Below are 13,197 nucleotides of genomic sequence, written 5' to 3' on the forward strand. Positions count from 1 at the left end.
TTTTTCAATAAATTATTACGACAAAAAAGCGGCTCGACTGTCCTTAGACAGCGGGCCGCTTTTTCCATATAGCTTTTAGTACTGCGTATTCACAATCGTATCAATCGCAGCTGCCTCTGCAGGATCAGCAGCGATGAGCTTATCATAGACGGCCTGATCTTGAGCTGATTCCATCTTCTTCAATGCGGCCAGATACCAGCGTGCAGCTTCGCGATTGGAGACATCGCTGTAATCATCAGTCAAGGCAAGCTTTAGGGTTGCTACAGCCGCCTGCACTTGACCAGCCATATACTGAAGTCGTCCTGCATTCAAGTTGACCGCAGCAGGAAGGGACTGGCCCTGCAGATCAGTTGCAACCTGACTATAGGCTGTAAGTCCAATATTGATATGAATAACCTTGTTTGTCTCATCCTGCTGGCTAAACGACTGCTGTGCCAGTTCATAGGCACGGGCAATCAGTGAACTGTACCAGTTGGTATCCCAAAGTGTTGCGCTAGCAGCAATATCAGCATATGAATCTGTAAATCCGAGCTTCAAGGTAGCGGCTGCTTGCTCAGCCTGCCCGGACAGTGCCTGCATTTTAGCGGCATTCAAAGCAATTGTTGGAGTAATGGAGAACGGCCGGCCCTGCAGCTGTTCAGGCGGTAAAGTCTTAAGATGCTCAACTCCATCGACTACATGCTGATATGCGTCTAAGCCGGCTGTCAGATATTCCTGTTTCTTAGCTTCATCATTCTGAGCATCGGCTGCCGCAGCGAGAGTCTCAGAACGGCTAATCAACGTTTCGTACCAATCGATATCCCAGTTGAATTTGTCTGCATTATCACGGTATACGTTAAAGCTCTGGTCATTGTCACCCTTGAGCTGGTAGTAACTGGCCAGTTGTTTCAGCAGATCCTTATTATAAGGCTCGTCTTTTAATGCACGGCTCAGTACATCATAAGCTTCAGTCAAATACTGCTCATCTTGTGTTTGTCTAAAGACCGTCAGATCAAGGGAAGCCAGATAAATTGCCGATTCCGGCTGGAACGGGCGGCTCTTCAGTGCCTTTGCAAGCGGGGTCTTAATCTCTTCATAGGACTGACTCACGCTGACCAAAGTCTTGCCTTTGAGGGCATCATTGCTTGATCCGATATAGCTGATGGACAGGAAGATCAGGAACACACTGCCGACCGCCAGCGCAGCGAAATATCCGAAACGCAGTCCGGGTTTATTCCAGCTCCGGCGCAGCGGCTTACTGTCCATAACAGCTCCCATGCCTGCCAGCCCGATGAATATCAGTATTCCCATGAACGCATAACTTAAGTTGAAGTCCAGCAGGCTGTGGATCAGGATGGACAGGGCGATAATGCAGAAAAAGAACCCGTTATTAAACTCATCCTTCTCCCGCTTGAGGTAAGTGCGAATATATTTGTAGAAAATATATCCGATAAAGCCCATGAACACAATAAATCCAACGATACCGACTTCAATCAGATACTGCAGGAAGAAGTTGTGAACCTGCCGGCTTGTGTACGGATTGTTCTGATAATGCTCATATAAGGAAGACCAGCCGCCGCCGCCGGCGCCCAGAATCGGGTAGTCCTTCACAACCTTCATAGCATCTTTATAAAATGTGATACGTTCAAGTACACTGTGCTGCTTAAAGTTAATATTCTCTAGCCGGGTTTGAATGTTACCAGGCAGAATGCTGCGAACGCTTGTACCAATGAACAGGAAGGCAATGAATGCAACAAGGATAACCGAACCGAGCGGAATCCATAATCCGGTTCCCTTGCGTGCTTCCCAGCTTCCCAGCTTCGCCTGCAGCTTTGGAGCAGCAAAACGCTGGATAACCCAACTTAGAGCAGCAACTACAGCAGAAGCGCCCAGAAGGTAAGCCCAGGCTTTCAAAGCAGCCGATGAAGTGAAAGCAGTGTTTAGCTCCGTTCCGAGCGTAGTTAGCGGACTAGTGACCAGCAATGCAGCAATACCGGAAACTGCCAGATGAATAATCCAGAGAATCTGCTGGGCAGGTTTAAGGAACAGCAAGAGCAGAATGAACACCACTGGCAGCATGACAAGCCCACCGCGGGAAAGAGTTAGCAGGAGTGACACAATAATTGGTACAAGCATGAAGCTGTGGGTAAGGACGCCGTACCATTTTTTTGAGCGAACCAGCGCATATACGGCAACGAATAAGAAGGCCATCAGAAACGCTGCATACGTATTTGCATATTGGAAAATGGAGGTGAGGCGCAGACCGTTAGAGTCTGTCATTACAGCATCCAAATATTTACCACCACGCACGGTGTTGGAGAACCAGCCAACCAGACTCCCGGCGAATTTCGAGCTCCCGAGCCAGTTTAGCAGCCCGAAGCCGACAATAAAGTAAGCAATCGCCAAAATGGCATTCTGAATGACAACATTTAGTTGCTTTTGTTGAAGCAAATATAACGCTATAATGAATACTGCGGCATACATGCTCTGAATAAGCAGCAGATTCATCGCCATATAATGCGAAGCAGCGCCAATAAGCGACAAAGCATATGTGATCGGAAGCAGCAATGAAGCCACTGCCAGTAAGTCGCGCTCACCATCTAACTTGAACTTTGTGAAGTATAAGCCAATCCAGACCAGCAGCATCAGGCTGCTCAGCAGCGTTGACACGAAGATTGGCTTCTCAAAGTCGATCTGCTGTCCGTTAAACAATCCCACCTGAAATGGGGTCCAAGCCAAAAATACAATAAAACCAATAACCAAAGCCCATATGTAGCTGGATATTTTTTCAACATTTCTCGACTGTACAGCATTTTTACCGTATACTTGTTTCGACACGTTATAATCTCCTTTTCCTGTAGGTACGAGGATATTTTAGCATAATATTAGCTTCAGCAAAATGTAGTATATGAGAATAATAAAATACACTTTTTACGGAGGAATTACATTGAGAATTTTAGTAATGGGAGGAGCTGGCTTTATCGGTTCCAATATAGTTGATCAATTGTTACTGGAAAATCATGAAGTTGGTATCGTTGATAACTTGTTAACAGGAAAAAAAGAAAATATAAATTCAAAAGCGATTTTCTTTGATATGGACCTAAACTCCCCTATGCTTGAAAGAGTTTTTGAAACATTTAGTCCTGAAGTTGTATTACATTTAGCAGCTCAAGTAAATGTCGCTAAATCTATTCGTGACCCGTTGCTTGATCAGGAAATAAACATCCGCGGGACTGTAAGTGTTCTGGAAAAATGCAAAAAATATAATGTAAGGAAAATTATTTATTCATCATCTGCTGCTGTGTATGGAATTCCAAAAAATGAAATAATAGATGAAGACCATCCTACGGACCCTATTTCTTTCTACGGAATCTCTAAGTTAGTTCCCGAGTATTACATAAGAACATATTCGAAGCTATATGGTCTCCAGTATTCAATTTTGAGATACTCTAATGTTTTTGGTCCACGACAGGATCATATGGGCGAAGCTGGTGTAATATCCATTTTTGCGAATCAGATAATAAACAACAAGGAAATAACAATATTCGGAAATGGTGAGCAAACCAGAGACTTTATATATGTTCAGGACGTAGTAAATGCAAATATATCAGCTATTCATAGTGAAGTTGATGGGATCTATAATATTAGCACCAATTGTTCAATTACCTTAAATGATCTTGTGAGAAAAATGGATATTCAATCAGGTAAATCGACAGAGATTCGTTATGAGGATGAACGAATGGGTGATATACAGCATAGCTGTCTAGATAACAGAGCTGCCATAAAGGCGTTAGGATGGAAGCCTGTTTATTCCATAGAGTATGGATTGAAAGAAACAATTAATTATCACGCAGAGAGCTCTATTACAGAAAAGAATCAAACTAAGGGGTAGTAGTTATGATGAAAAATTATTGGGCTAATTTCATAAAGTATAGACATTTGCTTCGTGAATTAGTGATTAACGATATTAAATTAAAATACAGAAGATCAGTATTAGGCATTATATGGAGTGTTTTGCAGCCCTTGATGATGATGGTTGTACTGACCTTGGTATTCTCCAACTTATTTAAGAGTGATATCCCTTACTTTCCGGTGTATGTTCTGACTGGTCGGATCGTTTGGGATTTATATTACCAAGGTACTGCTTCATCAATGGGATCAGTGGTGGCAAACGCCTCATTAATAAAAAAAGTCTACGTTCCTAAATATATCTTTCCGTTGGCTAGATGTCTATCTTCATTGGTTAATACGGGGTTTTCTCTTGTAGCTCTATTGATAGTTATGTTAGTGGTAGGAGTGAAAATTACACCAGTAATTTTATTGTTGCCCATTCCTATTTTTTATGTATTTTTGTTTGCGACAGGTGTTGGGCTTCTACTATCTGCTTATAATGTGTTTTTTAGAGATATAAGCTATTTATATGAGGTTTTTACTACCGCGTGGATGTATTTCACACCTCTTTTTTATCCACCAACTGTTTTACCTGAAAAATATCAATTTATTTTTACTATTAATCCTCTTTATTATATGGTTGACTTTTTTAGGCAGATTGTTATGTACCAAAGTTTCCCGACAGTTAAAGACAATATTATTTGTCTGTCAATTGGAATAGTTAGTTTTATAATTGGTTTTTATGCTTTCTATAAAAAACAAGATAAATTTATTTTATATGTTTAATTCAGCTCGGAGGTTTAAGAATGGAACCCGATAATATAATTGAAGTCAATAATGTATCCATGTTGTTTAATCTTAGCACTGAGAAAGTGGATAATCTTAAGGAGTACGTAGTAAAGCTTTTTAAAAGGCAATTATTTTATAATGAATTCACTGCTCTGGAAAATATAAATTTTAACATAAAAAGAGGAGAGACATTCGGCTTAGTCGGATTAAATGGGGCAGGTAAAAGTACACTACTGAAAATTATTGCAGGAGTTTTAAAGCCTACCACTGGTAACGTAAAGATAAAAGGTAGTTTGGCCCCGCTTATAGAATTAGGAGCCGGATTTAATTTTGATCTTTCCGCTAAAGAAAATATATATTTAAATGGGGCTATTCTGGGACATTCAAGAGATTTTATTGATCAGTGTTATGAGAGTATAGTTGATTTTTCAGAATTACATGATTTTATAGAGATTCCAATCAAAAACTTCTCTTCGGGAATGGTGGCAAGATTAGCGTTTTCAATAGCTACAACGATCAAACCGGAAATTTTAATTGTTGATGAGGTTCTGGCCGTTGGAGATTATAAATTTCAGGAGAAATGCAAACAGAAGATGAATGAACTGTTGGGGGATGGGGCTACTGTGCTGTTTGTTTCTCATTCTGCCGAACAAGTTAAAGAAATATGTAACAAGGCGCTTTGGATTGAAAAAGGAAAAATGAAGATGATCGGAACAGCTGAAGAAATAGTGGATTTATATAGTATAAGTTAAACGCAGAGGGGGGTCATATTGAAGCCATTAGTTTCTGTTATTATCAGAACCAAAGATCGTCCTTTATTACTAAGAAGAGCTATCCGAAGTGTTTTAGATCAGTCATTTGAAGCTTGGGAAATTCAATTGATTAACAATGGTGGCGACAGCAATCTAGTAAAGGCAATAGTGCAAGAGTTTGATTGCTCATTAAATGACAGGCTTCACATTATTCATTTAAAGAAAGCCTACGACATGGAGGTTGCGACTAACATTGGAATCAAGAACAGCAACGGGGAATATATCGCGCTGCTTGATGATGATGATACATGGAGTACTGATTTTTTGAATTTTACAATTCAGGAGTTGGAAAATGATAAAAGATATGCTGGTGTGGCAACACAAACCAATCTGGTATATGAGAAGATAATAAATGATGAAATCGTTCAATTAAAAGAGAGTTTATTTAATCCCAGCCTAAGACATGTCACTCTTTTTAAGTTGGCTAGAAAAAATCTATTTACTACTAATGCTTTTGTTTATAAAAAATCTGCATTGGAGACCATTGGAGTTTATCGTGAAGATCTGCCTGTTTTGGGCGACTGGGAGTTTAATATAAGATTTGTATGTGAAAATGAAGTTAAGATTATCTCGGATAGTCTTGCATTTTACCATAAAAGAGTTGATACAGACTTAAATGAATATGGAAATTCAAAAATTATAAACCATCTATACTGGGATTGGAAGATCAGAAAAGAATATTTGAAGAAAAATCCGTGGAATCTTGGTTTTTTGATGATATCGTTTGGAATGTTAAATGCTATTGTGAGAAATATTAAAAGTGTTCTGTATAAATAGGACTAATGAATGGATGGATAAGATGGAGAAAGAAGTCGATGTATCTGTTATTGTACCTGTTTATAATGTAGAGAGATACTTGGAAAAATGCTTGAATTCATTGGTTAACCAGACATTGGAGAGTCTGGAGATCATCATCGTGAATGATGGATCAACCGATGCATCTCAAGATATTATAGATAAATATGAGGCGAGATATCCAGGGAAAATTTCTGCGTATCAGAAGGAGAATGGTGGATTAGGGGAAGCGCGTAATTATGGGGTCAGAAAAGCCAGAGGGCAGTACATTGGTTTTGTTGATTCTGACGATTGGGTTGATCCCGAAATGTATAAGTCTATGTATGAGATGACAAGAAAGGGTCATGATATCGTTCTGTGTGATTTTCTCGTTGTTCAGGAAGGCTCGCAGAACGGGCATGTGGCTAAAGGTTTTAGGGGACAGACCTTTCAACCCAAAGAAATATTGATTTATTCAATCGATCCTGCTACTGCCTGCAATAAGCTGTATGCCAAAAGGTTTTTTGATCTGATTGGGTTCAGTAGAGATTGGTATGAGGATATTGGAACTACTCCGATCTACTTATCTTATGCAGCTAGCATAGGTTATGTGGAACTTCCACTATATTATTATCTACAACGGGGAACTTCTATAACATATAGTACGGATCTCAGAACAGTCGGAGTAGTGAATTCATGGAGAAGAGTTCTGGAACATTCAAATCAATATTATAAAAGAGAATTAGAATTTGCAGTTTATAAAAGCATAGTAGTGTTTTTAGATTTCAAACCAGCCTTTGCAGATGATTTTTTGGGATTCGCAAAGGAACATGGTGAGATTTTTGCGGTAAATCCTTATTTTCAAGAGGCAGTAAAAGATGGGAAGATATCCGATCTGTTAACAAAAGAGCTAATTCCGAAGAAGATACATTATTTTTGGTTTGGGGGCAATCCGAAAAGTGAGTTGATTCAAAATTGCATTCAGTCATGGAAAAATTACGCCGGGGATTACGAATTGATCGAATGGAACGAATCTAACTGTAATATGGAAGAAAATACGTATGTGAAAGAAGCATATGAAGCTAAAAAGTGGGCATTTGTCGCAGATTATTTTCGGATAAAGGTGCTTTACGAACAGGGTGGATTTTATCTTGATACGGATACGGAATTAGTGAGAAGAATCGATGCGTTGAGAATGCATTCTGCATTCTTTGCTTTTGAATCGAAGACAATTGTGCATGCAGGGATTCTTGGTGCTGTGCAAGGGCATGTCTTAATGAAGAAGTGGCTGCAAACCTATGATAATGAACACTTTCTCAATCAAGATGGTACAAGAAACACAGGCTTTACTGTAGTTAAGAGACTTACGGCTTTATTGAAAAGCGACTATAAAATTAAGCTGAATGGAGAGACACAATTACTCAAGGATAATGTTAAGGTTTACTCTGCAAATGTTTTAACCATAGATGTCTATGATGGCCAGAATATAGCGGTTCATCATTATGATGCATCCTGGTGGGATGTCAAAGAGGAAATTTCATATAAACATATTGTGTTAAAAGATTATTTTTATAGAGGCCCTTTTGATATGGGAAATCTAAAGGATAATTTGAGACGACTCTATCATAGCGGGAAAAATATCATAGATAATGAAAATTCATTCAAGGCAAGATGTCTTCGGTTGATTATTGTTCCTTTGCATAAATTTTATAAGAAGTTTAAGCCCTAAATGAGAGGTGGGCATGGAAATGTCAATGGTATTAAAAAAAATAATGAAAAAAATTCCTCAAATTGATAGATTAATTAACGAGCGTAATTTGTATTATCGGGCGTGTGAGGAGCTTCAACAAGTAGTCGATGAAAAGCAGGGAATAGTGGATTTTAAGGAAAATGAATACAAAAAAATTATGAATCAATACTCAAATTTAGAGCAAGAGTATAGAGTTCTTCTTGTTCAGAACGAGCAGAACGAGGGATCCATTCAAGTTCTTCAAAAAAATATTTCTGAACTGAATATTAAAAATGCAACTATACAATCCAGTATGCAATTAAAACTTGAACAAGCTATTGAGGAAACCAAGAAACTAAAGCTGGAAAATGAAAACTTAGTGAAGAAGCAGAAGGAAATTAAAGATTTCAAGTCCAAGGATTTCTGGGAAAATCATTATAAAAATGGTTTCAATTCAGGGACAGGGTCCTATAATCATTTGGCTGAATTTAAAGCACAGGTGATTAATAATTTTATCGAGGAAAATTTAATACAAGATGTAATTGAATTTGGATGCGGGGATGGAAATCAACTATCTTTAATGAACTATAAAGAATATGTTGGAGTGGATGTATCGGAAACGATTATTCAAAAAAACAAAATTAAATTTAGCTCTGACCGCTCCAAAAAATTTTATACTACTAATGAATCTGAGATTTATTTAGATAGAAAGTATGATCTTTCTCTATCACTTGATGTAATCTTTCATCTTAATGAGGATGATGTTTATGAGAGATATATGGACAATTTATTTGCTAGTTCAAATCAGTACGTTATTATTTACTCCAGTAATCATGAGGAGTTTACGGAATGGCTTGAGTTTAGAAATAGAAAGTTTATGAGATACGTACATGAAAAATTTGGAGAATGGATGCTTGTCGAGTTTATACCTAATAAATATCCTTTTCAACTAGGATATGAAGATATAACCTCACCCTCAGATTTCTATATATTTAAAAAAGGTGAGGATATCGGTTAAATTGTTTTTTAATTAATCTATATGAATGGATGGATAAAATGGGAAAAGAAATAGAAGTTTCTGTTGTAGTACCTGTTTATAATGTAGAAAAATATCTAAGGAAATGTTTGGACTCATTGCTTAACCAAACATTAGAGAGTCTGGAGATTATCATTGTGAATGATGGATCAACAGATGCATCCCAACTTATCATTGAAGAATATGCAGCCAGATATCCTGAAAAAATCTCAGCATATCAAAAGGAGAACGGCGGGCTAGGAGAAGCTCGAAATTTTGGCGTAAGAGAAGCGAGAGGGAAATATATCGGTTTTGTGGATTCGGACGATTGGATTGATCCGAAAATGTATCAATCTATGTATGAAATGACAAAACAAGGGCATGATATCATACTTTGCGATTTTATGGTTGTTCAGGATGGCTGGGAGTCTGGTCATGTTGCTAAAGGCTTTAGGGGTGAATCATTTACTCCAAGTCAAATCGTTATTAATTCGATGGATCCAGCAACTGCCTGCAATAAATTGTATGCCAAAAAATTTTTTGACCTACTTACTTTTTCGAGTGATTGGTATGAAGATATTGGTACTACCCCTATTTATATGTCCTATGCTAACAGTATAGGCTATTTAGAATTTCCAATGTATTATTACCGACAACGGCAACACTCTATTACATATAGTGTGGACGAAAGAACAAAGGGTGTTATTAATTCTTGGCAAAGAGTATTAGATAATGCATGTGAGCGCTACAAATCAGAGATTGAATTTGCTGTTTATAAAAGTATAACAACATTTATTGAATTTAAGCCGGAATTTGCAGATGATTTTTTGGAATATGCCAAAGATAAACAACTAATATTTAGCCGAAATCCCTATATACTGGATGAAATTAAAAGTAATAGAATTGTCAATCTGCTGAATAAGAAATTGATACCTAAGAAGATACATTATTTTTGGTTTGGGGATGGCCCGAAAAGCGAGTTGATTCAAAAGTGTATTCAGTCTTGGGGGAAATATGCAGGGGATTACGAGTTGATCGAATGGAATGAATCTAATTGTAACATGGAAGAAAATGTGTATGTGAAGGAAGCATATGAAGCTAAGAAGTGGGCGTTTGTCGCAGATTATTTTCGGATAAAGGTACTTTTCGAACAAGGTGGGTTTTATCTTGATACTGATATGGAGTTAACTGGAAGAATTGATGCTTTGAGATTACATTCTGCGTTCTTTGCTTTTGAATTGAAGGCAATCGTTCAGGCGGGTATCTTTGGTGCCGTGCAAGGGAATAGCTTGATGGGTAAATGGTTGCATACCTATGACAATGAGCACTTTCTTAACCCCGATGGCACAAGAAACATAAGCCTCACAGTAGTAAAGAGGCTGACAACTTTGATGGAAAAAGACTATAAAATAAAGCTGAATGGCGAAACACAATTGCTTAAGGATAACATTAAAGTTTATTCTGCGAATATCTTAACCATAGATATTTATGATGGTCATAATATAGCGATACATCATTACGATGCCTCGTGGTGGGATGTTAAAGATGGAGTATCATACAAAAATCAAATTCTAATAGATTATTTCTCAAAAGATATAAATTCAAGTTATTCTCCTGAAATAGAAGAGGTTGTCAATAGATACAAGAACATTATACACACCTATGAAACCACATTGTCCTGGAAAATCACTCTTCCTTTGAGGAAATTAGGCGCTTTGCTAAGATGGTTAAGAAAGGTTTAAAGTATGAAGAAAATAATATTATTTTTAATTATTATATGCAATTCTTTTTATCTAACAGAGATTGTGGATTTGTATACTCTTCAATCAGTATTACAATACGCTCTTGTTTTTAGTTACTTTGTTGTAGTTCAGTTTTTCGGATACTATTTGATCAAAAAAATTAATAATGGACATGCTCCTCTACTTAATAGAAAGAGAATTATATTTTCTGTTATTATCTCACTTCTGATTATTGGTGCAGGTGGAGAAATACTTAAAGATCAAGAAAGTCAATCTTCCTTAGTAACTATAACGGCTTCCGGTGAGAAAAATCCTCTTTCAAATTCGAGCGAGGTATGGATTACAGGTGTTGTTGTTGATGGGTTGGAAATGGATTTGAGCGAGGTTAATCGTCCTAATTCATGGGAATTGAGAGAAGGCTCTTTAATTAGTTTTACTGATCAACCTGCCTCTCTACAAATTCCATTTCAACGTTCAGAAAAGATAGAGATATTATTTCTAAAGCATCCTTGGTCTGGTCAAGTAAATATTCAAGAAAACTCTGTAAGTGAGAAGGTAGATCTCTATTCCACAGAGGCTTCAAGTTATTCTTATGAAGTCAAGGGGAATATATTGAGAATTTCCAGTGTTGAAATTTTATTATATCATTTTGCTGCATTTGTATTCTTTATTTCGTTAACGTTAGCATTACTGAATCTAGGTAATTATAAAAACAAACTGTATTGTTTATTTTTTGCATATTTATATTGGATTGTTTTTATTTTAACTGGAAGTCTCTCAGTCAATAAGATCATGGACGGTTTCTTAATACTTATCTCTATAGTATGTGGAATTACATTTATGAAAACTATACAATCAGGTGATTTTTCGAAATATTTTAGTAATACAACACAAAAGATGTTCTTCGTGGTCATTACATGTTACTCTTCATTTGCTATTCTCAACAACAAGTTGTTCGTGGATTCTAACGTCTTTTATTTTGACATCAAAAATATATCTGTTTTCTTTTTGTTTTGCTTGTGGTTGATACCTTTTGAGATATCTTTTATAAGATTTGTTGATCGGTTACATCAGAAGAATATACTTCATAAAGACCGCTCATTTACGAGCAATAAACTTTTTTTGTGGATTCAACTGTTCGCACTTATGATGGTTGTTTGGGGATTGTACTTGATTGCTTTTAATCCTGCCAATATTTCCCCTGACTCAATAAGCCAATGGAAAGAGGCTTTGGGAATAGAACAATTAAGTGACTGGCATCCTGCTTTTCATACCTTGGTTATAAAGATGATTGTAAGCATCTATCCCTCTCCCGTATCGGTTGCATTGTTTCAAATGTGTTTTGCTGCTGCGGTAATAAGTTCATTTCTAGTACTTCTGGTTAATTGCGGCATGCCTAAAAAATGGGCTTTCATTGGGGCGTTTTTATTCGCAGTTGTTCCAAATAACGGAAGCAATATAGTGACATTGTGGAAGGATATACCGTATACCATCTCTTTACTATGGCTCACATTAGTGTTCGCAAGACTTGTTGTGAGGAAGAATAACTTTTCAGCTAATATTCTCAATTTAATTAGTTTAACGGGTGCATTGAGTTGTGTTTATTTGTTTAGACATAATGGTGTAATCCCTTTTGTAATGGCTATTATAGCATTATTCATTTGGGTGATTTTAAAAAAGGATTATAAAATAATTATAAGTTTGGTTGTAGCAGTTATTTTGGTTGCGGGAATCAAAGGTCCTATTTACTCGGCCTATAAAGTTATTCCGAATCCAGCAGGTGTACAATACTCAGCTCCTGTTCACGGAATTGCAAGTGTAATTTATCACGATGGTGATTTATCATCTATAACATCCAATTTCATGGAAGATATAATGCCGTTAGAAGAATGGAAGAGACTCTACACTCCATATTCTGCAGATCCGTATATTTTTGATAACCAATATGAATATATTAATAAGCTGTCGCAAAAGAGTACAAAAGAAATTCTATCGATGTATCTGAGTACTCTTGTGAAAAATCCAATGGTAGTAATTAGTGATCGTTTGGCTGGGTTGAATCTGATATGGGACGTTACTCAGCCGGCAGATGCCTACAATAATAAATACAGCAATGGAGTTTACGAAAATGATATGGGTTTGGTAAGACATCCCAATAGTCTCACAAGCTTCTTTACAGCAATTCTGGATCGTGCCTCTCAAAATGATATGCTTAATATAATATTTTGGAGGGGAGGACTATACATGATCCTGTTTTTGCTCTTAATCTATTATTGTTTTATTCGTAAAATGAACAACATGTACCTGGTCTTCTTACCTTTGGTAGCGAATGTATTATCGTTATCTGTTTCTATGGCGTGGCAGGATTACAGATATATATACTTTGAGTTCTTTATATTCTTCTTTTTATTAGGCTTTATTATTTATAATAATGATCAAACTGCAGAAAATGCTTGAATTACTCGT

At 37.0% G+C, this 13,197-nt stretch carries 9 protein-coding genes; 8 read left to right on the top strand and 1 reads right to left on the bottom strand.

Features of this window, described 5'->3' with window-relative positions; all coding sequences use genetic code 11:
- Nucleotides 1–75 precede the first annotated feature (75 nt).
- Complete coding sequence (locus LOS79_RS27695; RefSeq protein WP_315413961.1) at nucleotides 76–2,817, bottom strand: O-antigen ligase family protein; 2,742 nt, start codon at nucleotides 2,815–2,817, stop codon at nucleotides 76–78.
- Nucleotides 2,818–2,926: 109 nt separating this feature from the next.
- Here LOS79_RS27695 and LOS79_RS27700 point away from each other — a divergent pair, with 109 nt between their 5' ends.
- Genes LOS79_RS27700 through LOS79_RS27735 form a run of 8 tightly spaced genes read left to right on the top strand, consistent with a single transcriptional unit; the run spans nucleotide 2,927 to nucleotide 13,188 of the window.
- Entirely contained in the window at nucleotides 2,927–3,871 is a 945-nt protein-coding gene (locus LOS79_RS27700) for an NAD-dependent epimerase/dehydratase family protein (protein WP_315413962.1), read from the top strand.
- Nucleotides 3,872–3,876: 5 nt separating this feature from the next.
- Nucleotides 3,877–4,656, top strand: a complete 780-nt coding sequence (locus LOS79_RS27705; protein WP_315413963.1) for an ABC transporter permease — start codon at nucleotides 3,877–3,879, stop codon at nucleotides 4,654–4,656.
- A 20-nt stretch (nucleotides 4,657–4,676) separates the two neighbouring features.
- Nucleotides 4,677–5,411, top strand: coding sequence for an ABC transporter ATP-binding protein (locus tag LOS79_RS27710; protein ID WP_315413964.1), 735 nt, complete (start codon nucleotides 4,677–4,679; stop codon nucleotides 5,409–5,411).
- 18 nt (nucleotides 5,412–5,429) lie between these two features.
- Complete coding sequence (locus LOS79_RS27715) at nucleotides 5,430–6,248, top strand: glycosyltransferase (RefSeq protein ID WP_315413966.1); 819 nt, start codon at nucleotides 5,430–5,432, stop codon at nucleotides 6,246–6,248.
- Between the two features lie 22 nt (nucleotides 6,249–6,270).
- Nucleotides 6,271–7,974 carry a glycosyltransferase gene (locus LOS79_RS27720; protein WP_315413968.1) on the top strand — a complete coding sequence of 568 codons (1,704 nt, stop codon included), beginning with the start codon at nucleotides 6,271–6,273 and terminating at the stop codon, nucleotides 7,972–7,974.
- A gap of 19 nt (nucleotides 7,975–7,993) precedes the next feature.
- On the top strand, nucleotides 7,994–8,992 hold the full coding sequence (locus tag LOS79_RS27725) for a methyltransferase domain-containing protein (RefSeq protein ID WP_315413969.1): 999 nt from the start codon (nucleotides 7,994–7,996) through the stop codon (nucleotides 8,990–8,992).
- Nucleotides 8,993–9,030: 38 nt separating this feature from the next.
- Nucleotides 9,031–10,731, top strand: coding sequence for a glycosyltransferase (locus tag LOS79_RS27730; RefSeq protein ID WP_315413970.1), 1,701 nt, complete (start codon nucleotides 9,031–9,033; stop codon nucleotides 10,729–10,731).
- Between the two features lie 3 nt (nucleotides 10,732–10,734).
- On the top strand, nucleotides 10,735–13,188 hold the full coding sequence (locus LOS79_RS27735) for a DUF6020 family protein (RefSeq protein WP_315413971.1): 2,454 nt from the start codon (nucleotides 10,735–10,737) through the stop codon (nucleotides 13,186–13,188).
- Nucleotides 13,189–13,197 lie beyond the last annotated feature (9 nt).

The sequence above is a fragment of the Paenibacillus sp. MMS20-IR301 genome, from assembly GCF_032302195.1.
In the GTDB taxonomy this organism is placed as follows: Bacteria; Bacillota; Bacilli; order Paenibacillales; family Paenibacillaceae; genus Paenibacillus_AQ.